This window comes from Flavobacterium sp. LC2016-23 (genome assembly GCF_009674775.1).
Lineage (GTDB): Bacteria > Bacteroidota > Bacteroidia > Flavobacteriales > Flavobacteriaceae > Flavobacterium.
Genome location: NZ_WKKE01000008.1, coordinates 96,162 through 117,198, shown reverse-complemented (window position 1 = coordinate 117,198; position 21,037 = coordinate 96,162). Strand labels below are relative to the sequence as shown.

The window sequence follows — 21,037 nt, the reverse complement described above, 5'->3', positions numbered from 1 at the left end:
TGATTAGAAAGTCTCTTAAGATATTTTCTAATCATCTAATTAACGAATTATCTAATTAGATATATTTTGCTGAAATTTCTTTTGCTGCTTTTTCAATAACATCAGTAATGTTGTCATCTAACTTACCAGCTTTCAACGCGTTAAGTGTATCTTTATGTTTGCTGTTTAAGTAAGCTAAGAAATCAGCTTCGAATTCTTTTACTTTATTTACCGGAACGTTTCTTAATAAGTTTTTAGAACCTGCGTAAATAATAGCTACCTGATTTTCTACTGTGTAAGGGTCATTCAAACCTTGCTTTAAGATTTCAACGTTTCTTTTACCTTTTTCAATTACGTTTAAAGTAACTGAATCCAGGTCAGAACCAAATTTAGCGAAAGCTTCCAATTCACGGAATTGAGCCTGGTCTAATTTTAAAGTTCCGGAAACTTTTTTCATTGATTTAATCTGAGCATTACCTCCAACACGAGATACAGAGATACCTACGTTAATCGCAGGACGAACTCCGGAGTTGAACAAATCTCCATCAAGGAAAATCTGACCATCTGTAATCGAAATTACGTTTGTTGGGATATAGGCAGAAACGTCACCAGCCTGAGTTTCGATAATTGGCAAAGCAGTTAATGAACCGCCACCTTTTACGATAGACTTGATAGAATCTGGCAAATCGTTCATATTTTTAGCAATTCCGTCATCAGCAATTACTTTACAGGCACGCTCTAATAAACGAGAGTGTAAGTAGAAAACGTCTCCAGGATACGCCTCACGTCCCGGTGGTCTTCTTAATAAAAGAGAAACCTCACGGTAAGCAACAGCTTGTTTAGATAAATCATCATACACGATAAGTGCAGGACGACCTGAATCTCTAAAGTATTCTCCAATTGCAGCACCTGCGAAAGGAGCGTAAACTTGCATTGGAGCCGGATCAGAAGCATTAGCCGCAACAATAACCGTATAAGCCATTGCACCTTTTTCTTCTAACATTTTAGCGATTCCTGCTACAGTTGAAGCTTTTTGTCCAATTGCAACATATATACAGAATACAGGTTTTCCTGCATCGTAAAATTCTTTTTGATTTAAGATAGTATCAAGACAAACCGTTGATTTACCTGTCTGACGGTCACCAATTACAAGCTCACGTTGTCCACGACCAACCGGAATCATAGCATCAACTGCTTTTACTCCTGTTTGTAATGGCTCAGTAACTGGCTGACGGAAGATAACTCCAGGAGCTTTTCTTTCTAAAGGCATTTCGTATAAGTCTCCGCCAATTGGTCCTTTTCCGTCAATTGGAAAACCAAGAGTGTTTACTACACGTCCTACCATTTGCTCACCTACTTTAAGAGAAGCAATACGTTGTGTTCTTTTTGCTGTTGATCCTTCTTTGATTCCTGTTGATGGTCCTAAAAGTACCACACCAACATTGTCTTCTTCAAGGTTCAATACAATAGCTTCAAGTCCGTTATCAAATTCAACTAACTCACCATATTGTACATTCGATAGCCCGTAAATACGAGCAATACCATCTCCAACTTGAAGTACTGTTCCTACTTCCTCCAGCGTAGCACCAGATTCAAAACCTTCTACTTGCTTTCTTAATATTGCTGAAATTTCAGCAGGTTTGATTTCCGCCATCTTAATTTATAATTTAGACACTTTTATGTGTGATAAAACTAATTACTTAACTCTCTTTTTAATACTTGTAATCTGTTTGCAACAGAAGCATTGTATTGCTGATCCCCTATTCTTAAAATAAATCCTCCAATAATTGCAGGATCAACTATATTTTCTATTGTTATTTTCTTATCTGATAATGTAGCTACTTTTGCTAAAACTTTAGCTTCCAAAGTGGCATCCATAGGAATAGCGGTCGTAACTGTTGCTACTTCAACACCATTACTTTCATCAAATAATTTTTTGTATTCTAAAGCAATTGCTTCCAGAATTTCGAATCTTTTGTTTTCAAACAATAAATGAAACAACCCCTTGGTTACACCATTTACATCTGCAAAAACTTCTAAAAGAGCACTTTCTTTCACTTCAACTTTTGTAGTTGGATTTTGAATAAAGGTACTCAATTCTATATTGGTATCAATTGCAGACGCAATTGATTTCATGTCGTTATTGACAGCTTCGGCAACACCTTTAGAGTTTGCTAAGTCTAGAATTGCTTTTGCATAACGAATTGCTGCTCTTGTACTTGCCATAATCTTAGTTTAACTTTACGTCACCTAACATTTTCTCAATTAATTTAGTTTGAGATTCTTTGTTAGATAATTCTTCTTTCAACAATTTTTCAGCAATGCTTAATGATAACGTTGAAACTTGTAATTTCAATTCAGCCATTGCAGCATTTTTTTCACTTTCGATAGCCGCTTTAGCCTGTTCGATCATTTTTAGACCTTGCTCTTGTGCTTCGTTTTTAGAATCAGCTATCATTTTCTCTTTCATTTCACGAGCTTCTTTTAGCATCGCGTCACGTTCAGCACGAGCTTCATTCAAAATTCTTTGATTGTCAGCTTGCAAGTTTTCCATATCTCTTTTTGCATTTTCAGCAGAAAGTAATGCATCCTTAATACCTTGCTCTCTAGCTGTGATAGATTCCATAATTGGTTTCCATGCAAATTTTACTAAAAGTAAAATTAAAACCAACAAGATTAAAGCTTGCCAAAAGAATAAACCGAATGAAAAATCGTTAATTAACTTATCCATTTTATAACTATATTAAATATTTAATTTCTTTTAAAAGGTAACAACACCTTTAACCAACCGTTAAAGATGTTGTTATTTTCTTCTTTATTATTTTCCTAAGATCAAAGCAGCAAATGCTAAACCTTCTAATAAAGCCGCGATAATAATCATCGCAGTTTGAATTTTACCAGCAGCTTCTGGCTGACGAGCAATAGCGTCCATAGCAGATCCACCGATTTTACCTAAACCTAAACCTGCTCCGATTACTACTAATCCAGCACCTACTAAAGTTGGAATTGTTCCCATAACTATTTATATATATAAAATTAAACTTCTAAATTAAATGATAACATTTTCTTCATGCCCATGATCGTGATCATGATCCTGAACTGCCATACCAATAAACAATGATGATAACATTGTGAAAATGAAAGCCTGCAAAAATGCAACTAAAACTTCAATAACCGAAATAAATAATGTTAATCCCATAGAGATTGGCAAATCTGCAGCTAAATTTTTACCAACAAAGATCATTGCAATCAAACTCATAATTACTACGTGACCAGCAGTAATGTTTGCATACAAACGAATTAATAATGCAAATGGTTTTGTTAATGTTCCTAAGATTTCAATTGGAGCTAAAATAATTTTCATCGGAACAGGAACTCCTGGCATCCAGAAAATGTGTCCCCAATATTCTTTATTAGCACTAAATTGTGTAATGATAAAAGTGAAAGCTGCTAAACAAACTGTTATTGCAATATTTCCTGTAACGTTAATTCCTAGTGGAGTCATACCTAATAAGTTTAACAACCACACAAAGAAAAATACCGTTAACAAGTAACCCATATATTTTCTGTATTTTTTCTCTCCAATATTTGGTACGGCGATTTCGTCTCTGATAAAAATAATTAGCGGCTCTAAAACTCTACCAAATCCAGTTGGGATTGGTCCTTTTTTATAAGATTTAGCTAATCCGGTAAACATTAAAAATAATAGAACTGAAACAAAAAGCATTGACACTACATTTTTTGTAATAGAAAAATCTAATGGCTTTTCATTTTCAGGATGCCCGTGCTCATTAAAAGTAATTGTTCCGGCTGCATCTGTTTTGTAAATTTTACCGTGAACTAATTTGTAGAAGTTTCCATCAACTTCTGCAACTTCTTCGCCGTGGTGTAATTTTGAGGATGAGAAAATTTTCAAACCTCCATCAATAAGAATAACTGGTAATGGGAAACCATAATGTTTGTTTTCTTTTTCATCTGAAAAGAAAACAAAGTCATGAGAATCTTGTAAGTGATGGTCAATAAAGGCATCCACTTTTGCTTTTGGATCCAGAGCTACATGCTCAGCTTCCACGGGAGCATTGTGTGAAATTACTTTCTCTTCATGAGCGGTCTCAGTCTGTACATGCGTAGAATCATTCTCTGAATTTGCAAAACTCATTACTGGAGAAAAAGCTACTAAAGCTGCAAGAATAAATTTGAGCGGTTTGTTGGAAATCACCATATCTGTTAAAAATCTTATTTTTTTACGTTTCTAAAATTTGGTGCAAAGGTACATTTTTTATTAATATTCAAAAGGATATGAAAAATTATTTTTGAACCTTGTTTTACAGAATCCTTATTTTAATGCTTTTCATTTAATAATCGGATAGTTAAAAGCGTCTCAAATAACAAAAACAAAATAAATGTTATAAAAAAATTGCTTTTTTCAACTATAGCTACTTCCGTTTTGTTTTCTAAAACTGGTCTTAAAATTAAATATCCTATTAACATTTGTGTAAATGTACCAAATAAAAAAGCCATTCCAATAATTTGAAAATTCTTCTTTTTTACTACTAATAATATAAGGTATAATAAGGCAGATATTCCAAAAAAAATCAGATACAAAAATTCTATACTATAATAGAAATTTTGAAAATTTACTTTGAGGATTAAAAAAGCAAGTTTATGTAAAACATAAACAAATAAGGCAAATAAGAATAATTGTAAAATTGGTTTGTAATTTTTTAAAAGCATTTGAAATAATTTTTACGCAAAGATGCAACATTTATTTAAAGCTCTTTTAAAAGATAAATTACTTTGTTTTGTTAATATCATTAACCTGACGAATTACATTATATAAAGCTAGACCCACACCAGCCATAACAAAAATGGTATTATAATAGACTTTAGGACTTGGGTGATTTTCATCTAACCAGGTACCAAAGTAGGCAAACAAAAAAATAATAAGTCCCATTTGAACTGGAATATTAATAAGCGGTAACCACTTATTCCTTCTGTTTTTGTTTGGCTCATTTTCCATCTTTTACGGTAACTTCTTTAGTATTTGTTAGCATGGTACAAGTAGCTGTAAAATCGGCTCCTGGTTCAATAGATAATTTTCCAACAGCCACCTCTCCATGAATATGTGCTGTCGCTTTTATATTAAGGACTTCCAAAACTTTTATTTTCCCCTGAAAAACACCTTCAATGTCAGCATTATTACAAACGATCTCGCCTTTTATAACGCCCGACATTCCAATAACCAGTTTTCCCTGCGACGTAAAATTTCCTATCAGTTCCCCGTCTAATCTAAAATCGGCTTTTGAAACTATATCGCCAATAATCGATGTGCCTTCTACAATTCTATTGGTTTTTCCTAAAAGTTCGGTTCCGTTTTTTTTGGCTTTATCAAACATTGTATTATGGATTTTTCGGAGCTAAATAAGCTTCAAGATTCTTTTTAATTTGAATTATTTTGTAATTGTCACTTGAAATAATAATGGCCGGAGTTGCGATTTTGTACTTTTTATCATCTTTAAACACACCTGCAAGATCATTAGCGTAAGCTTCCGACTTCATACCATGAATAACTACAAATTTTTGAGTTTTATTGTATTTGTCCACAGAAGTGGTAAGTCTCTCATAATTTTCAACTAACAAAAATACCTTTAGTGCTTCCTGAATTTTTTCAAGCGATTTGGCATCATTATTCGAAATTAGATATATAATTTTCCAATTTTTACCATCAACTGCTGTAAAATCAAGTTTTTCTAAACCTGGAATCTGTTTCTCTAAAATTTCACGCGCATTTTTGCCTTCAACACTGTTCGGATAATTATCTGCCACTGTTTCCAAAGCTTTTTTATAGACTGCCAAACCATTTACTTTTCCTAGAGCACTTGCTTTCAATAATTCAAATTTAGAAACAATTTCATCTCCGGAATATTGATTGATTAAATTATCGATATTATCCAGCACGACATCAAATTGTTCTTCCTGATAGAGTTTATACCATTTCTTATATTCTTTTTCTGGTGATGCTAAATCTTCCCCATTTGTATTGTTTAAAATTTGGGCGTATCTCGAATTCGGATAGGTAGCTGTAATATTTGCTTTTATGGCCTGCGCTTTTGCCGGATCTGTAATTTCATAGATCTTATACAGATTATACATCGCCGGTAAAATTAATTTTTCTTCAGGATTGTTTTTTAATAATTGCTCCAGCTTGTCGCTCGCTAATTTATTTTCTTTAAATTTTTCTTTATAAATAAGTCCTAACTGATAGTAGGCAAAATTGCGTTCCTTGCCAATACTGTCCATTGCAGGTTGTGTGGTTGGAAGTTGTTTTTCATAAAATGCTGTTGTATATTTTTCTATGACTATAGAGTCTTTCACCGCATTTACAGAATCATTATTCATCTCTGCGGCTTCTTTTAACAGTGCATCATCATTTGCCGCTTTTGCCGAAGCCATTCTCCAATAACCTCCTAAAATTCTGTTTCCCCACGTTTTTTTAAATTGCAGTTTACCGTAGGCCACTGTTGTTGGGTTATAAAAATAAAAGGTACTGCTTGCCGTCTCGTTTCCTGATGGCGGGTTAAAAGCTCCGACTCCGGGTGGCGTAACCCCGGGTTGGGATTGAGGGTTTACAGCCACCGGACCACTATCTGCTTTGGTATTTCGTTCGATATTGGCCAGCTTTTCTTTTTCCTTTTCTTCGAGAATGCGTTTGGCTTCGTCTTTTTTCTTAAGCTCTGCAATATAATTTTCGAAATAAATTTTTCTGTCGGGTGCAGACAAACCATACACCATTATAATACTGTCATTGCGTTTTGCAATTCCTTCGTATTTAATAACATCGTCCAGGTTTTTTCTGTTTTTTTCTATAAAGGTAAACTCCCTGCTTTTCGGATCTAATTTTACCAATGTGCTGTCGTAGTATTTGGCAGCCATCGTGTAGTCTGTATTTTTAAAATACATGTTTCCAATATTTCGATAAGCGGAAGCTACTAAATAGGAATCTTTAGATTTTCTCGCTAAGGATTTATTATAGAATTTAAGGGCATTTTCCTTTTCTTTCTTTTTATCATAAAAAACACCCATTTCATAAAACAGGACATCATAATACGGTCTGTTCTCACGGTCTGCTGTGAGTTTGTTGTAGATTTTCAGGAATATGGTGTCATTGCCATTTTCATAATCATACAACTGGGCTTTTTTCGCGTAAGCATGCATCATGTATTTACGATCTGCTTTTCGATTCATATCAATAACGCCGTCGTAATAGTAAATGGCACTGTCTTTTTTTCCTTCTTCCTGATACATTTGCCCCAAAATGAAACGGTAACGGGCTTTGTCTTCGTTTATCCGGCTAAATTCTTCCGCGATTTTAAGTTTGGTAACAGCACTGTCCTTTTCTTCTAAATTCAGGAAAGCTTCCGCCAGCAAAGCATTCGCATCTGAAAAAGTCTGCTTGTCTAAGTCTGTGTTTTTTAATAATAACTTGATGTTTTTAATTACAATTCCATCATTTCCCAGACGCATATTGGTTTTCTCCCGCCAGATTTTTGCGGTGTAAATATTACTGCTGTTTGGATATTTGTATAAAATATAATTGAAAGCTTCCAAAGCCGGAATAAAGCGCTGATCATAGTATCTGGCTTTTCCCAGCATCAGATAAGCTTCGTCTATTTGTGAATTTTTCTCTCTTCCTCCAATGTTCATGGAATGTTTCTGAATGGCTTTTGTGGCTTTTGTTTCCGCTTTTTCAAAATCGGCATTTTTTGCTTTGTTTTCATCCGAAAAATTCTCATCAACCTGCATTTTTTCAATCGGCAGCATTTTCCAGAAATTATCCTGATTATTGCCCTGAATAGATTTTAAACCCTTGTCGAGACCAATGCCTCCATTGTACAAAATGTTATATTTTGTACTTAAAGCATGTGAATTCCGCGATAAAAAAGTGTTTTTTTTGGTAGAACACGCTATCAAAAAGAAGAAAAACACCAGGTAAAAACTATATGTAAGAGTATTCTTTTTCAATAGAAAAGAGTTTAAATCATTTAACTTCTAAAAACGATTTTTAGTATAATGACTTGTAAAAATACGCTTCTTTTTGTAATATGGAAACTTATACTGCAAAAAACAATTCCAGTTCCTGTAAGGTTTCTTTTGAGGTTTGAATATCTTTTACAATTTCTCCTTTATTCAGTGCTACAATTCGGTCACAAACTTCTACAGTATGCTGTAAATCATGACTTGAAACCAAAACGGTTACGTTTGGATCTTCTGCCAGTTCTTTGATGATTTTTTTTAATCTGCTTACGGTTGTCGGGTCTAAATTAGCAAAAGGTTCGTCGAGAATAATTACTTCAGGATGACCAATAAGAGTTGCAATTATACCGACTTTCTTTTGATTTCCTTTTGACAAATCACGCAGGTATTTTTTGTTTTTCAGGATTTCTCCATTAAAAAACTCTTCGTGTCTGGTCAATAAGGCATCAACGTCTGCTTTGTTCTGATGACGTAAATCACCAATGAAATAGAAATATTCTTCGGGCGTTAAATAGCCAATCAGGAAACTTTCATCTAAAAAAGAACCTGTAAAAGATTTCCAGTTTTCATTTGTATTGACCTGAATGTAATTGCTTTTAATATGTCCTGTTGAAGGCTGGATCAGGTCTAATAATAAACTGAAAAAAGTTGTTTTCCCGGCTCCGTTATTCCCTACTAATCCGAAACTTTGTCCTTTTGGGATTTCAAGATGATCAATATTTAAGACTGTTGTTCCGTTATATTTTTTTGAAAGTTGACTTACTTGTATCATGGTAATTTTAGATTTTAGATTGTTGATTTTAGATTAAAAAATCTGTTGTTTGTTCTGTTTTTGGTAAAAAATTATCTCATTATCAAATTGGCAAATTCTCTAATTTTAACTTTTTTGTTTGTAGGCACTTATCGTACTGTATTTCTCCATTTTGTATCTTTTCTCGATTAATGAAAAGACCTTGTTCCTTAAAATAAAACCTAAGAATCCGGCTCCGGCCACTAACAACAATCCGAGTGTTTTATCTCCCAGATAAAGTCCTAAACCATACAATGCCACAGGTAGTAATAATTTTGGTAAAGTCAGTAACATGGCATTAACGTTAAAGGCTTTTTTATCACCAAACGCTCCTCCTGCATTACTTAAATCAATCGGTGTTTTGGTAAATGCTCCTCCTAAAAGTACCAGATGCGAGTTAACTCCAATATTGTAAATCGCTCCTACAACAATAGTTAAGTATATTTCCCATCCGTAAAAAAGATAAAAGGAGGCTAAAATTGTCGAAATAAAAGTAGCGATAACAACCAGCCACCATTTTGAAGTAATGTACCCGCGATACGGTATGTTCTGAGTCATCATCAATTGATAATACGAACTGTCCCAGCTTGGTACAAATTGTCCGAAAACAAACAGAAATCCACCTGATACAAATATTCCGGCAAAAATATGCATCACTTCAGGCTGATGTGAGTTTCCGAAAAAGATAAGACCATAAAACAAAAACAGAACACTCATTAGAATGGTTGTTTTCGATCTTTTGTTTCTTTTAATCAGTTTAATGTCATTTTTAAGAAAGGTTCCTAGAGTTCCGAATTGGTTAAGCCACGAAAGGTTTTCAGTTGTCGCGATATCTTCTTTTTTAGAAAGCCCGGCATCTAAATATAAATTGTTTTTAAAATATTTAAAAGTAAAGGCATACAATCCGATTAAGACTAAAACAGGTATAAGAACAAGCCATTTGGTGTTGTAAAATCCTTGAAAGAAGGGCGTTGTAAAAGTGGTTATGTCAAATATCTTATAATATTGTGCTGCTCCCAAAGCCAGAATGATTGCGACAAAAACAACAAATAACTTATCGATGTTACTCAAAATAATGTTTAGAAAATTATTGATGTAAACCAATGATAAAATAGCTAAGTGCCAGACAATAATTCCCACAATATCATATCCTTCAATAGCTAATACGATCGAGAAAGGGAGAAAGAAAAAAGCATGCACCCAATTGAAAAAAGATAAGGCTGTTTTGCCTAGTGAAAAATGTACAATTGTTGGTTTTTTGAAGGGCAGAACCAATAACGGTTTTATGTTAAGTACCGGAATAGCCTGCATCAATAAGCGTATGACCAGATCGAACAGAAAATAATAAATCAGAAATTTATTGACCGTTAGTAACGGTTCAAGGTTCATTTTTTTCAGGATATAAAATGCTCCCACACCCATTCCGATAAAAATAATAGAAAAATAAATCATCAAAAACCCTATCAGAATTTTCATTGCCAGATTTGTGCCAAACGAGGCAGATCTGGTAAAGGCTTTCCATTCGAGGTAAATAAATTTTTTAATCATGGTTCTTTGGTTTTCAGTTTTATAGTAAGAGATCAAATGTAAGTAAACGTTACAAAAAAATTAAAAAAAATAATTAAGTAACCGTCAATTAGCTGTTCTTTGCTACTTTTGCAGAAAATATAACATCATGCCTTCATTCTTAAAACTCATCATTAAAGAGGTTAAACGTGAAACTGCCGATGCGGTTTCTGTACTTTTTAATGTTCCCGAAGAACTAAAAACGGATTATAAATTTATTGCCGGACAGTATATAAACTTAAAACTAACTCTTGACAATCAGGAAATTAGACGCGCTTACTCTATTTGTTCCGCACCTGAAAGCGGCGAATTAAGAATTGCGGTAAAGGCCGTTAAAAATGGCTTGTTCTCGCAATTTGCAAACACCAAATTAAAAGCCGGAGATGTTCTTGAAGTGGGTCATCCTGAAGGAAAATTTACCTTCGAACCAGATGCTGAAAGACAAAAAAACTATGCTGCTTTTGTAGCAGGAAGCGGAATTACTCCTGTTCTTTCTATAATAAAATCAGTTTTGAAAAGTGAACCAAAAAGTTCATTCGTATTGGTTTATGGAAACAGAACTCCGGAAGAAACGATTTTTCATCAGGAATTACACGATCTGCAATTGCAATACGTAGGGCGTTTATTTGTACATTATGTCTTCAGTCAGGCGAAAGCCGAAAATGCTTTGTTTGGCAGAATCGATAAATCGGCTGTAAATTTTGTATTGAATAACAAACACAAAGAATTACAGTTTGACAAATTCTTCTTATGTGGTCCGGAAGAAATGATTGATACCGTGTCCGGAATTCTTAAAGAAAAAAACATAAAAGAATCAGCTATTAAATTTGAACTTTTTACGTCTTCTTCTCAGGAAAATAAAATCAGCACGTCGTTAGAAGGCCATACAAAAATTACCGTTTTAGTGGATGATGATGAAGTTACTTTCGAGATGTCTCAAAAACAAACGATTCTTGACGCTGCCTTAAAACAAGGAATTGATGCTCCGTATTCCTGCCAGGGCGGAATTTGCAGCAGCTGTCTGGCCCGCATCACAACAGGAACTGCTGAAATGAGCAAAAATTCCATCTTAACCGATAAAGAAATTGCTTCGGGATTAGTTTTAACCTGCCAGGCGCATCCGACATCGGATACTATTTATGTAGACTTTGATGATGTTTAATTGTTGAAATTCCAAAATAAAAAAAATCCAAATTCCAACTTAGATTGGGATTTGGATTTTTTTTATTGGAATTTAAAGTAAATTTTGAATCTTCTTTACTATTTTCTTAGGAGAAATCGTTCTCATTGCTTCTTCATAACCTTCCACTATTTTATTTCCATAAACAGAGGTTGGTAGTTTTGGATACACACTTCTATCTGAAACCAAAGCATTTTCAGGACTTTGATTAAAGGGTAAAAATCCGGCGTAAGGATGCGTGGCACCCCAAAGTGTAATTACTTTAACACCCAACATTGCAGCAATGTGCGCATTTCCGGAATCCATGGAAAGCATGACATCGAGATTGCTGATCAATTTTAATTCCTGTTGGAATTTAATTTTCCCTGCCACATTTATTACATTTTTAAAAGGCTCCGAAAGCGAATCCAGAATTTCAATTTCTTTTTTCCCTCCTCCGAAAAGCAAAATAGTCTGATCTTTATTTTCGGCTAATTTTGCAATTACTTCCTGCATTAAATCTAAAGGATAGACTTTGGAATCATATTGTGCAAAGGGTGCAATTCCGATTAGTTTTTGATAGTTTTCTCCAACTACATCCGTTATTTCTGCACTTAAAACTGCCTTTTTTGGAAATTCAGGCTGGGATAGATTTACAGGAAAACCAATTTCTTCAAACACTCTTGCATGTCTTTCGAACATGGTTGGCAATTGTCTGAAAATTTTATTTTCCGGACGCGTTAATTCTTTTTTTCCTTCACGGCCTTTATCAACTGTGGCCCGTTTTTTTCCGTTTAAGGCGAAAAGCAAACTCACTACCTTAGATCTCAGCACATTGTGTAAATCCGCAAAAGCATCAACTTTGAGTTTTTTTATGTCTTTAAATAATCTCAAAAGTCCGGCAAAGCCTTTGTGACGCCCTTTTTCATCAAAAGCAAAAAATTCGAGATTTGGTATTCCTTCAAAAAAAGGTTTAAAAAAGGGACGCGAAATTACGGTAAGTTTTACCGTTGGATATTGTTTTACAAAAGCGCGTAAAACAGGAACCGTCATGGCGACATCTCCCATTGCGGAAAGTCTCATGACGGATATATGTTGAATCGTCTTAGGCAATTTTGCTGTCAAACTATTTTTTGTTTTGGTATAAAACAGGATTTAATTCATCGTCATTGTACATTTTCATTTGTTTGTACACTTTCATGAATTTATCTCCATTTTCAATGTCGGCAAGTAAGTCATCAATTGCGGTAGACAAATCGCTTCTTTGCTCTAAAAGGATGTTTAATTTTTCCTGACATTTATCTCTATGTTCTTGTGAAGCCTCTGCACGAGTAGCTTCTTCGTGCATATGATAAATTTTTAATGCCAGAATAGACAATCTGTCAAAAGCCCAGGCCGGACTCTCGGAATTGATTTTTGCACCATCTTTTACTTTTACATCACTGTATTTTTGCAGAAAGTAACTGTCAATATATTCTACCATATCGGTACGTTCCTGATTAGAAGCATCAATTCTTCTTTTAAGTGTTAAAGCGGCTACCGGATCAATCTGCGGATCACGGATAATATCTTCAAAATGCCATTGAACAGTGTCAATCCAGTTTTTTAAATACAATAAATGTTCAAATTTATCTTTTGGAAAAGGATTGTTTATAGGTTGATCAACATTATCAAACTGGTGATAATCTTTGATGCTTTGTTCGAAAACCGAATATGCTAATTTTGAAAACATGTCTTTATTTTTTAGAGATACAAAGATACTTTTTATACTTTTATAGTGCGAAAAAAACGTTTAATTTTTCGTTATTAATAAAGATTACTCCCTAACAATTGTAAAAATTCAATATGAAAATTCATTATATCTCTGAAGACAACAGTGTGCTGAACCATTTTTTAGGTCAGATTCGAAATATAAATGTTCAGAACGACAGTATGCGTTTCCGAAAAAATATAGAGCGGATCGGCGAAATAATGGCGTATGAACTGAGCAAAACTTTGTCATATAAAGATGTTGCCATTCAGACGCCGCTGGGTATCAAGAAAACAACCGAAATAAGTGAAGATTTGGTTTTATGTTCTATTCTGCGCGCTGGCTTACCGCTGCACAATGGGTTTTTAAATTATTTTGATCATGCTGAAAACAGCTTTGTTTCGGCCTGCAGGCATCATCCGAATAATGATGACGCTTTTGAAATTTTAGTGGAATATCAGGCGCTTTCGAACCTGAACAATAAAACGGTTTTACTTCTGGATCCCATGCTGGCAACGGGTCAGTCTATTGTTGCTGTTCACGAAAAACTGATTGAGAATGCAACGCCAAATGAAATTCACATTGTGGTCGTTATTGCGGCACCGGAAGGAGTTGCGTACCTCGAGAAGAACCTTCCCGAAAATTGTCATTTATGGGTTGCTTCTTTAGACGAAAAGCTTAATGAAAAAAATTATATAGTTCCCGGACTTGGAGATGCAGGCGATCTTGCTTACGGAAGTAAATTATAGCTGTGAAAAAAAGGTAAACAAACTACATGCAATGAGTACATAAAATACAATTTCGTTGTTTAGTTTTTGCTGCATATATTCAACATGACTTGATGCCATCATGGTTAATGGTGCAATACTAAACAACAATAAATCATTGCTTTTATTAGGGGAAACTATAAAAACAATAACCGCTATAAAAAAACAGGCAATGATTTTTTTGTAGGATGAATGTACAATTTGCGGCCTGTTTGAAAAGGTGCTTAAGATTGAAAACACGAAAAACAAAGCTACTGCCGTGTATATGGAAAGGGCCCCGTTTTCGTAATTGTTCTTAAAATAATCCAGCCTAAAATCCACTACTGCACGTTTTTCAAAAAATTCAATGGCATCAATATGGAAAATTAAGGATATCAGTAAAAAAATCACAGCAACAGCCAAAAGAGCGATAAACGGTAATACCCAGTTCCTGTAATCACGGGAAACGTGAAAAATAATGGATATAAAAACCAATATCAGGAAAAGAATACACCAAAATTGAAATAAAGAAGCTACTAAAATCCAAAAAGAAGCGTCGAATATTTTTTCTTTTGAGGCTTTCAGAGACTGTAAAGAAATCAGTCTTCTAAGGGCCAGTAAAAGAAAAAAGTTCGCATATATTACATTCGGATCATTGAATATGGTAGGGAAAAACAATAAAAACAATAAGTAGAAAAAGATCGAATAACCATTGTCTTTACTGAGCCCGTTCTTTTTTACAATGAAATTAATCAGGAAAAAAGAAGCGAAAACAAAACACAAAAGACTCATTTTCTGAAACGCCAAAAATGAAGAACTCATCCATGATGGTTCCTGAATTTGAAAGAGAAAAAAGAAAACCAGTATTAAAATTACGACCAGGGAATAATTTAATGGTGTAGATTTTCTAAAAACACTTGTTATCATAAGGATATTTTATACTTTTGTGATTGTAAATATAATACTTGTTTAAAAAGTAAAACCAACAAGTTGAAAAAAGATTCTATTAAATGGATTTTGTCTTCAAGGCGTTACAAAACAATAAATAACATATAATTTTATAAATTATGACAGCTTTTTTTGAAGGAATACAATACTTATTCGTTAACATTTTATTTGCTCCACTTGACTTTTTACGTCGTTTAGAACCGGTTACCTGGTTTGGTGCAAACACAATTAACTGGATTTTCATGATTATTTGTTCTGCAGCAATCGTATATTGGATTAAGCAATTACGCATTTTTGATGCTGCAGGAACAGAAAACCAAGATACTACGGCTCACTCTTTTTTAAAGTAAGTCGAAGCCAATATCTTTTCTAAAATACATCTTATCAAAATTTAGTTTATCTATATTTTGGTAAGATTTTTTTATGGCTTGTTGAAAGTCGTCTCCATACGATGTTATGGTTAATACACGGCCTCCGTTACTTAAAACATTTCCGTCTTCTAATTTTGTACCTGCGTGGAAAACAATAGAATCTGTAATGTTTTCTAACCCTGAAATTACTTTTCCTTTTTCGAAATCTTCCGGATAGCCACCTGAAACCACCATAATTGTGGTCGCACTTCTTGGATCAACTTCTAATTCGAAAGTATCTAATTTCTGATCTGCAACGGCCAAAAACAATTCTACCAAATCAGATTTTAACCTCGGCACTACCACTTCGGTTTCCGGATCACCCATTCTTACATTGTATTCAATAACGATTGGCTCATTTTTTACATTAATCAGACCAATAAATACAAATCCTTTATATTCGATGCCGTCTTTCTGAAAACCTTCGATTGTTGGTTTTACGATGCGTGTTTCGATTTTTTCCATTAAAACAGCGTCAACATAAGGAACCGGGGAAACAGCTCCCATTCCGCCTGTATTCAACCCTGTGTCACCTTCTCCTATTCTTTTGTAATCTTTGGCGGTTGGCAAAATCTTATAGCTTTTCCCATCCGTCAGCACGAAACAGCTTAATTCGATTCCATCCAGAAACTCTTCGATTACTACTTTTGAACTCGCTGCACCAAACTTTTGGTGTACCAGCATATTTCGTAATTCTGTTTTGGCTTCTTCAAGGTCCTGAATAATCAGTACTCCTTTTCCGGCCGCCAAACCATCTGCTTTTAAAACATACGGAGGCTGCAGCGTTTCTAAAAAGTCACATCCTTTTTCAACTGTTTCAGCAGTAAAACTGTCATAAGCAGCAGTTGGAATGTTATGTTTCATCAGGAATTCTTTTGCGAATTCTTTGCTTCCTTCTAATTGTGCCCCTAATTTAGACGGTCCAATAACAGGAATATGTTTTAAACTTTCGTCGTTTTTAAAATAATCGTAAATACCTTTTACCAATGGATCTTCGGGTCCTACGACAACCATTTTTACATTTTCTTTTAATACAAATGCTTTTATCGCATCAAAATCGGTTGGAGACATTGCAACATTGGTAGCAATACCGGCAGTTCCTGCATTTCCTGGTGCAACAAAAAGTTTTTCGCAAAGCGGACTCTGAATCATTTTCCATGCAAATGCATGCTCTCTTCCGCCTGATCCCAATAATAAAATTGTCATGTGTTGTTGTATTTAGTTGTGGTGCAAAAATAATTGCTTTTGTACGTAAAAAATAATTAAATCTTAAAAAGTTCTCGATTCTGCACCGATAGTAATTGTAGAATATTATTTTTGATGAAAATTATCCCTCAAATGATTTCTCTTTTCGACATTTCGCTTCAACTAAATGGTTTTCCAATACAGAAAGCAAAAGCCGATCTGGATGCCATTACGCGTCTTTCGGAGAAAGATTTTTTAGAATTTCTTGAAAGACAAAAGCACGAAATTGTTCATTTTCATTTGCACAACAATCCCTTTTATAACGAATTAACGGGAACTAAAATTGTTCCGCAATGGGAAGACCTGCCTGTTTTAAACAAACAAAACCTTCAAAAGCCATTGCAGGAAAGACTTTCAAAAGGATATACCCCAAAAAATGTCTACATCAACAAAACTTCCGGATCAAGCGGAACTCCTTTTGTTTTTGCGAAGGATAAATATTCCCACGCCTTAACCTGGGCTTCCAATATTATGCGCTTTGGTTGGTTTGGAATTGATTTCAACCATTCGTATCAGGCACGATTTTATGGTATTCCAATGGATTTTGTTGGCTATCAAAAAGAGCGTTTTAAGGATTTTTTGAGTCGCCGTTTTCGATTCCCGGTTTTTGATTTATCAGACGAAGTTCTGGAAAAGTTTCTGCAGAAATTCAAAACAAAAAAATTTGATTACCTCAACGGATATACGAGTTCGATCGTTTTATTTGCTAAGTTTTTAGAACAAAAAAATGTGGTTCTGAAAGAAATTTGTCCGAGCCTGAAAGCTTGTTTTGTTACTTCGGAAATGCTTTTTGCATCGGATAAAAAACTCCTGGAAAAACAATTCGGAATTCCGATTATCAATGAATACGGTGCTTCGGAGCTGGATTTAATTGCTTTCGAAAACCCTGAAGGCGAATGGCAGGTCAATTCAGAAACCCTTTTTGTTGAAATTTTAGATGAAAACGATCGGGTGCTGCCGTACGGAAAAGAAGGCCGGATTGTGATTACTTCTTTATTCAACAAAGCAAATCCTTTTATCAGGTATGACATTGGCGACATTGGAATTTTAGATGAAAAAAGTACGCTTCAGAAACCAATTCTGAAAAAACTTACCGGAAGAACCAATGATATTGCCCTTTTACCAAGCGGAAAAAAATCACCCGGACTGACTTTTTATTACGTTACCAAAAGCATTATTGAAGATGATGGAAATGTAAAAGAATTTATCATCAAACAAACCAAATCAGATACATTTGAAATTGAATATGTGAGTACAAAAGAATTAGATTCAAATCAAATTCAAAAAATAAACGAAGCAATTTCCTTGTATCTTGAACCTGATTTAAACTTTACTTTTACCAGAAAAATGGTTTTAGAAAGAAGCAATCGGGGAAAGTTAAAGCAATTTAAATCTTATTTATAATATAAATAAAATCTTACATTTGTTTTTTTATTTAAAACTTATGGACGATCAAATTTTACTTACCGAAGAAAATATATCTGATAAAATATACTTTATCCGCAATCAAAAAGTAATGCTTGATAGTGATCTGGCAATGCTATATGGGGTTGAAACTAAAAGATTAAACGAGCAAGTCAAAAGAAATTTACTACGATTTCCCTCAGATTTCATGTTTCAACTCACTGAAAATGAATATAATTCTTCAAGGTCGCAAATTGCGACCTTGAAGAATGGAAGGGGATCAAACTTAAAATATCTTCCTTTTGCATTTACGGAACATGGAATTTTAATGCTTTCTAGTGTTTTGAAAAGCGACAAAGCCATTCAGACGAATATTCAGATTATGCGGATTTTCACGAAAGTGAGACAAATGCTTTTGGATACGACGGAAATCAAAGTTGACATTCTCCAGATTCAAAAGAAACTGGAAAATCATGATAAAAATATTGAATTGGTTTTTTCTTATTTAGATGAGCTGACCGATAAAAAGGAAAACGAAAGTAAAAGAGTCAAAATCGGATATAAGAAATAGATTTAAATCTTTTTTATATATCTGGGTTTTATAAACAACTGCGTGATTAAAAAACGAATCATCAGCAAAACAGCAGATACAAAATTATAACCATGGAAATCCCGATAAACGCCAAAGTTATGTTTGATTAATTTGAATTTTGAAGACGAAATGGAATCTTTTCTGATTCGGTAAAAGGCTAGAGGCTCGGGAACGGGTTTAGTTGTTTTAATTTCTTTTAAAATCGTAAGCCACAATCGCCAGTCCTGTCTTTTTTGAGATGCAGGTAAAATAATTTTACCGAAATATTTGGCATCGTAAATTGCGGTTAGATTCCCTACGTAATTACAAAAAAACAGTTGTTTGTACGTCAGATTCAATGGTGCTTCTACGCTTCTGTTTAGGTTGTTCCCTTCCTCATCAATGCAGTCATAAAAACTAAACGTAAACGGTAAATTATTTGCTTTTAGAAACTGTAATTGTTTTTCCAGTTTTTCAGGAAACCACAGATCGTCGGCATCGAGATAGGCAATGTATTTTCCTGTTGCTTTTTCTAAAGCTACGTTTCTGGCAAAACCATTTCCTGAATTTTTCGATAATTTAAACAGTTTTATTCTCTCGTCTTCTCTGGCATATCTCTCAATTATTGCAACGGTCTGATCTGTTGAAGCATCATCTACCAGAATCATTTCCCAGTTTTTATAGGTTTGTTCCTGAACCGATTGTAAAGTCGATTCGATGAACTTTTCCGTATTATAGGTTGGGATGATAATTGAAACTAATTCGTTCATTTGGGAAAATTGCTTTGAAAATTTCTGCTTTAACTTAAAAATAATCAGCCCGGATTCTATTGCGAAATCCGAGCTGTAGGAAGGTTATTATTTTATATAACTTGAAAAATCTTTGTGTTCTTCTTTTGAAAGTTCTTCTTTTGAAAGTGATCTGAAATAATCGTACGTGATTTTCATTCCTTCGGCACGATTTACTTTTGCTTCCCAGCCTAATAATTCTTTTGCTTTTGTGGTGTCCGGCTGACGCTGTAAAGGATCGTTTACCGGTAAGGGATGATAGACTACTTTCTGGTTTGTTCCGGTGAGTTTTATGATTTCTTCCGCAAAATCTTTAATGGTGATTTCGTCCGGGTTTCCAATATTTACCGGATACACATAGTCGGAATGCAACAATCTGAAAATACCTTCTACCTGATCATCGACATAACAAAAGGAACGTGTCTGCATTCCGTCACCAAAAATGGTCAAATCTTCACCACGCAATGCCTGGCCGATAAATGCCGGAATAACACGGCCGTCGTTTAATCGCATTCTTGGGCCGTAGGTATTAAAAATACGAACAATCCTGGTTTCTACTCCGTGAAAAGTATGATACGCCATCGTGATCGATTCCTGAAAGCGTTTTGCTTCGTCATAAACCCCACGTGGGCCGATTGTATTTACATTTCCGTAATATTCCTCGGTTTGAGGATGCACCAACGGATCTCCGTACACTTCAGAGGTAGATGCAATCAGAATTCGGGCATTTTTAACACGTGCCAAACCTAACAAGTTGTGTGTTCCTAATGATCCCACCTTTAAAGTCTGAATTGGTATCTTCAGATAATCAATAGGGCTTGCCGGTGAAGCAAAATGTAGAATATAATCTAAATCACCAGGGACATGTACAAACTTGGTAATATCGTGGTGGTAAAATTCGAAATTTTCCAATTTGAATAAATGCTCAATATTTTTAAGATCTCCCGTAATCAGATTATCCATCCCAATAACATAATAGCCTTCTTTGATGAAGCGGTCACACAAATGCGATCCCAAAAATCCTGCTGCTCCGGTAATAAGTATTCTTTTCATAGTAATTATTTATACTTCGCAAATGTAACTGATTTGAAAATTATAAAAACTATTCTTAAAAAAAACTGTGTGAAATTAATTAATGATACTACATCCAGATTTGAAAAGTGCTATCATATTATGCTTTATTCACGGAATAATGAGTTATAAAAAAACTAATAATTAAAATCCTTTTCATATTCAATTTCTTTTTAAGCGAAAAATATATGATTATGGGGTAAAACTCTTTTAGACATAAACAAAGTATCTCCAGTTATTTCTATTGAAAAGAAATTTAAATTCCCTTCAATAGTAAATTTTGAACAGTCTTCATCTAAAGTATATCTACTCATTTTTTCATCAACTGTAAGCGTTCCATTTTCATTGAAAACCCAAGTTTCAGATTTATCTTTTGAGTCGATTCCGAAAGGAAGTTGCATATAATATGTCTTCCATTTTCCGTAAATTTCTTTGCAGTCATTCGTCTTATTTTGGGAATAAAAATGGAGACTGCCTAATAAACAAGATAAACATATTGCTTTAGATATAAAATTTCTCATCATCTTATCTAGCATTTATTTTAGCTTCCAATAAATCTATTTTTTTATTTTGTTC

Annotated in this window: 23 protein-coding genes; 5 read left to right on the top strand and 18 right to left on the bottom strand. The window is 34.2% G+C overall.

The features are described 5' to 3' along the window. Positions 1-55 precede the first annotated feature (55 nt). From atpA to GJU43_RS08525, 11 genes are all read right to left on the bottom strand, one after another. Positions 56-1,633, bottom strand: coding sequence for a F0F1 ATP synthase subunit alpha (atpA, locus tag GJU43_RS08575; RefSeq protein ID WP_127338104.1), 1,578 nt, complete (start codon positions 1,631-1,633; stop codon positions 56-58). A gap of 38 nt (positions 1,634-1,671) precedes the next feature. Continuing rightward, entirely contained in the window at positions 1,672-2,205 is a 534-nt protein-coding gene (gene atpH, locus GJU43_RS08570; protein WP_154340358.1) for an ATP synthase F1 subunit delta, read from the bottom strand. Between the two features lie 4 nt (positions 2,206-2,209). Continuing rightward, positions 2,210-2,710 (bottom strand): F0F1 ATP synthase subunit B, encoded by a 501-nt coding sequence (locus GJU43_RS08565; protein WP_154340357.1) that lies wholly within the window; start codon positions 2,708-2,710, stop codon positions 2,210-2,212. 87 nt (positions 2,711-2,797) lie between these two features. After that, a complete protein-coding gene (atpE, locus tag GJU43_RS08560; protein ID WP_008465835.1) occupies positions 2,798-2,995 on the bottom strand; it encodes an ATP synthase F0 subunit C in 198 nt (65 codons plus the stop codon). Positions 2,996-3,028: 33 nt separating this feature from the next. Further along, positions 3,029-4,201 carry a F0F1 ATP synthase subunit A gene (gene atpB / locus GJU43_RS08555; protein WP_154340356.1) on the bottom strand — a complete coding sequence of 391 codons (1,173 nt, stop codon included), beginning with the start codon at positions 4,199-4,201 and terminating at the stop codon, positions 3,029-3,031. A gap of 119 nt (positions 4,202-4,320) precedes the next feature. Then, on the bottom strand, positions 4,321-4,713 hold the full coding sequence (locus tag GJU43_RS08550) for a hypothetical protein (protein ID WP_154340355.1): 393 nt from the start codon (positions 4,711-4,713) through the stop codon (positions 4,321-4,323). Positions 4,714-4,771: 58 nt separating this feature from the next. After that, positions 4,772-4,999: an AtpZ/AtpI family protein gene (locus tag GJU43_RS08545; RefSeq protein WP_154340354.1), complete on the bottom strand. Its 228-nt coding sequence runs from the start codon at positions 4,997-4,999 to the stop codon at positions 4,772-4,774. Then, positions 4,989-5,375 (bottom strand): polymer-forming cytoskeletal protein, encoded by a 387-nt coding sequence (locus GJU43_RS08540; RefSeq protein WP_154340353.1) that lies wholly within the window; start codon positions 5,373-5,375, stop codon positions 4,989-4,991. Before GJU43_RS08540 ends, GJU43_RS08545 begins: the two co-directional genes overlap by 11 nt. Positions 5,376-5,379: 4 nt before the next feature. Then, positions 5,380-8,001: a tetratricopeptide repeat protein gene (locus GJU43_RS08535; protein ID WP_154340352.1), complete on the bottom strand. Its 2,622-nt coding sequence runs from the start codon at positions 7,999-8,001 to the stop codon at positions 5,380-5,382. 88 nt (positions 8,002-8,089) lie between these two features. Then, positions 8,090-8,785: an ABC transporter ATP-binding protein gene (locus GJU43_RS08530; RefSeq protein ID WP_154340351.1), complete on the bottom strand. Its 696-nt coding sequence runs from the start codon at positions 8,783-8,785 to the stop codon at positions 8,090-8,092. 105 nt (positions 8,786-8,890) lie between these two features. Further along, positions 8,891-10,351: a DUF5687 family protein gene (locus GJU43_RS08525; protein WP_154340350.1), complete on the bottom strand. Its 1,461-nt coding sequence runs from the start codon at positions 10,349-10,351 to the stop codon at positions 8,891-8,893. A 127-nt stretch (positions 10,352-10,478) separates the two neighbouring features. Here GJU43_RS08525 and GJU43_RS08520 point away from each other — a divergent pair, with 127 nt between their 5' ends. After that, the gene (locus GJU43_RS08520) at positions 10,479-11,531 is read left to right on the top strand and encodes a ferredoxin--NADP reductase (protein ID WP_154340349.1); all 1,053 of its coding nucleotides are present in this window, start codon (positions 10,479-10,481) and stop codon (positions 11,529-11,531) included. Positions 11,532-11,603: 72 nt separating this feature from the next. Here GJU43_RS08520 and GJU43_RS08515 read toward each other — a convergent pair whose 3' ends face one another. Together GJU43_RS08515 and GJU43_RS08510 are read right to left on the bottom strand one after the other, a co-directional pair. Further along, complete coding sequence (locus tag GJU43_RS08515; RefSeq protein WP_154340348.1) at positions 11,604-12,611, bottom strand: glycosyltransferase family 9 protein; 1,008 nt, start codon at positions 12,609-12,611, stop codon at positions 11,604-11,606. A gap of 43 nt (positions 12,612-12,654) precedes the next feature. Continuing rightward, positions 12,655-13,260, bottom strand: coding sequence for a DUF4254 domain-containing protein (locus GJU43_RS08510; protein ID WP_154340347.1), 606 nt, complete (start codon positions 13,258-13,260; stop codon positions 12,655-12,657). A gap of 113 nt (positions 13,261-13,373) precedes the next feature. On the opposite strand from GJU43_RS08510, the gene upp reads away from it, so the two are divergent. Then, positions 13,374-14,027: a uracil phosphoribosyltransferase gene (upp, locus tag GJU43_RS08505; RefSeq protein WP_154340346.1), complete on the top strand. Its 654-nt coding sequence runs from the start codon at positions 13,374-13,376 to the stop codon at positions 14,025-14,027. On the opposite strand, the gene GJU43_RS08500 is transcribed toward upp, so the two are convergent. Beyond that, complete coding sequence (locus tag GJU43_RS08500) at positions 14,022-14,951, bottom strand: DUF6427 family protein (RefSeq protein ID WP_154340345.1); 930 nt, start codon at positions 14,949-14,951, stop codon at positions 14,022-14,024. The two genes, upp and GJU43_RS08500, sit on opposite strands and share 6 nt — an antisense overlap. A gap of 140 nt (positions 14,952-15,091) precedes the next feature. On the opposite strand from GJU43_RS08500, the gene GJU43_RS08495 reads away from it, so the two are divergent. After that, positions 15,092-15,322 carry a uracil phosphoribosyltransferase gene (locus tag GJU43_RS08495; RefSeq protein WP_154340344.1) on the top strand — a complete coding sequence of 77 codons (231 nt, stop codon included), beginning with the start codon at positions 15,092-15,094 and terminating at the stop codon, positions 15,320-15,322. On the opposite strand, the gene purD is transcribed toward GJU43_RS08495, so the two are convergent. Further along, the gene (gene purD, locus GJU43_RS08490; protein ID WP_154340343.1) at positions 15,314-16,588 is read right to left on the bottom strand and encodes a phosphoribosylamine--glycine ligase; all 1,275 of its coding nucleotides are present in this window, start codon (positions 16,586-16,588) and stop codon (positions 15,314-15,316) included. The two genes, GJU43_RS08495 and purD, sit on opposite strands and share 9 nt — an antisense overlap. A 132-nt stretch (positions 16,589-16,720) precedes the next feature. On the opposite strand from purD, the gene GJU43_RS08485 reads away from it, so the two are divergent. Both GJU43_RS08485 and GJU43_RS08480 read left to right on the top strand, forming a co-directional pair. Beyond that, positions 16,721-18,031: a phenylacetate--CoA ligase family protein gene (locus GJU43_RS08485; protein WP_154340434.1), complete on the top strand. Its 1,311-nt coding sequence runs from the start codon at positions 16,721-16,723 to the stop codon at positions 18,029-18,031. Between the two features lie 40 nt (positions 18,032-18,071). Continuing rightward, a complete protein-coding gene (locus tag GJU43_RS08480; RefSeq protein ID WP_154340342.1) occupies positions 18,072-18,602 on the top strand; it encodes an ORF6N domain-containing protein in 531 nt (176 codons plus the stop codon). 2 nt (positions 18,603-18,604) lie between these two features. Here the strand turns inward: GJU43_RS08480 and GJU43_RS08475 are convergent, their stop codons facing one another. From GJU43_RS08475 to GJU43_RS08465, 3 genes are all read right to left on the bottom strand, one after another. Then, positions 18,605-19,372, bottom strand: a complete 768-nt coding sequence (locus tag GJU43_RS08475; RefSeq protein ID WP_154340341.1) for a glycosyltransferase family 2 protein — start codon at positions 19,370-19,372, stop codon at positions 18,605-18,607. Between the two features lie 87 nt (positions 19,373-19,459). Then, on the bottom strand, positions 19,460-20,443 hold the full coding sequence (locus GJU43_RS08470; RefSeq protein WP_154340340.1) for a UDP-glucuronic acid decarboxylase family protein: 984 nt from the start codon (positions 20,441-20,443) through the stop codon (positions 19,460-19,462). A 191-nt stretch (positions 20,444-20,634) separates the two neighbouring features. After that, positions 20,635-20,997 (bottom strand): hypothetical protein, encoded by a 363-nt coding sequence (locus tag GJU43_RS08465; protein ID WP_154340339.1) that lies wholly within the window; start codon positions 20,995-20,997, stop codon positions 20,635-20,637. Positions 20,998-21,037 lie beyond the last annotated feature (40 nt).

What these genes read in the sequence shown, in the direction of transcription:
- atpA (WP_127338104.1), bottom strand. Translation starts at nt 1,633, where the DNA reads ATGGCGGAAATCAAACCTGCTGAAATTTCAGCAATATTAAGAAAGCAA.
- atpH (WP_154340358.1), bottom strand. Translation starts at nt 2,205, where the DNA reads ATGGCAAGTACAAGAGCAGCAATTCGTTATGCAAAAGCAATTCTAGAC.
- GJU43_RS08565 (WP_154340357.1), bottom strand. Translation starts at nt 2,710, where the DNA reads ATGGATAAGTTAATTAACGATTTTTCATTCGGTTTATTCTTTTGGCAA.
- atpE (WP_008465835.1), bottom strand. Translation starts at nt 2,995, where the DNA reads ATGGGAACAATTCCAACTTTAGTAGGTGCTGGATTAGTAGTAATCGGA.
- atpB (WP_154340356.1), bottom strand. Translation starts at nt 4,201, where the DNA reads ATGGTGATTTCCAACAAACCGCTCAAATTTATTCTTGCAGCTTTAGTA.
- GJU43_RS08550 (WP_154340355.1), bottom strand. Translation starts at nt 4,713, where the DNA reads ATGCTTTTAAAAAATTACAAACCAATTTTACAATTATTCTTATTTGCC.
- GJU43_RS08545 (WP_154340354.1), bottom strand. Translation starts at nt 4,999, where the DNA reads ATGGAAAATGAGCCAAACAAAAACAGAAGGAATAAGTGGTTACCGCTT.
- GJU43_RS08540 (WP_154340353.1), bottom strand. Translation starts at nt 5,375, where the DNA reads ATGTTTGATAAAGCCAAAAAAAACGGAACCGAACTTTTAGGAAAAACC.
- GJU43_RS08530 (WP_154340351.1), bottom strand. Translation starts at nt 8,785, where the DNA reads ATGATACAAGTAAGTCAACTTTCAAAAAAATATAACGGAACAACAGTC.
- GJU43_RS08525 (WP_154340350.1), bottom strand. Translation starts at nt 10,351, where the DNA reads ATGATTAAAAAATTTATTTACCTCGAATGGAAAGCCTTTACCAGATCT.
- GJU43_RS08520 (WP_154340349.1), top strand. Translation starts at nt 10,479, where the DNA reads ATGCCTTCATTCTTAAAACTCATCATTAAAGAGGTTAAACGTGAAACT.
- GJU43_RS08515 (WP_154340348.1), bottom strand. Translation starts at nt 12,611, where the DNA reads ATGAGACTTTCCGCAATGGGAGATGTCGCCATGACGGTTCCTGTTTTA.
- GJU43_RS08510 (WP_154340347.1), bottom strand. Translation starts at nt 13,260, where the DNA reads ATGTTTTCAAAATTAGCATATTCGGTTTTCGAACAAAGCATCAAAGAT.
- upp (WP_154340346.1), top strand. Translation starts at nt 13,374, where the DNA reads ATGAAAATTCATTATATCTCTGAAGACAACAGTGTGCTGAACCATTTT.
- GJU43_RS08500 (WP_154340345.1), bottom strand. Translation starts at nt 14,951, where the DNA reads ATGATAACAAGTGTTTTTAGAAAATCTACACCATTAAATTATTCCCTG.
- GJU43_RS08495 (WP_154340344.1), top strand. Translation starts at nt 15,092, where the DNA reads ATGACAGCTTTTTTTGAAGGAATACAATACTTATTCGTTAACATTTTA.
- purD (WP_154340343.1), bottom strand. Translation starts at nt 16,588, where the DNA reads ATGACAATTTTATTATTGGGATCAGGCGGAAGAGAGCATGCATTTGCA.
- GJU43_RS08485 (WP_154340434.1), top strand. Translation starts at nt 16,721, where the DNA reads ATGATTTCTCTTTTCGACATTTCGCTTCAACTAAATGGTTTTCCAATA.
- GJU43_RS08480 (WP_154340342.1), top strand. Translation starts at nt 18,072, where the DNA reads ATGGACGATCAAATTTTACTTACCGAAGAAAATATATCTGATAAAATA.
- GJU43_RS08475 (WP_154340341.1), bottom strand. Translation starts at nt 19,372, where the DNA reads ATGAACGAATTAGTTTCAATTATCATCCCAACCTATAATACGGAAAAG.
- GJU43_RS08470 (WP_154340340.1), bottom strand. Translation starts at nt 20,443, where the DNA reads ATGAAAAGAATACTTATTACCGGAGCAGCAGGATTTTTGGGATCGCAT.
- GJU43_RS08465 (WP_154340339.1), bottom strand. Translation starts at nt 20,997, where the DNA reads ATGCTAGATAAGATGATGAGAAATTTTATATCTAAAGCAATATGTTTA.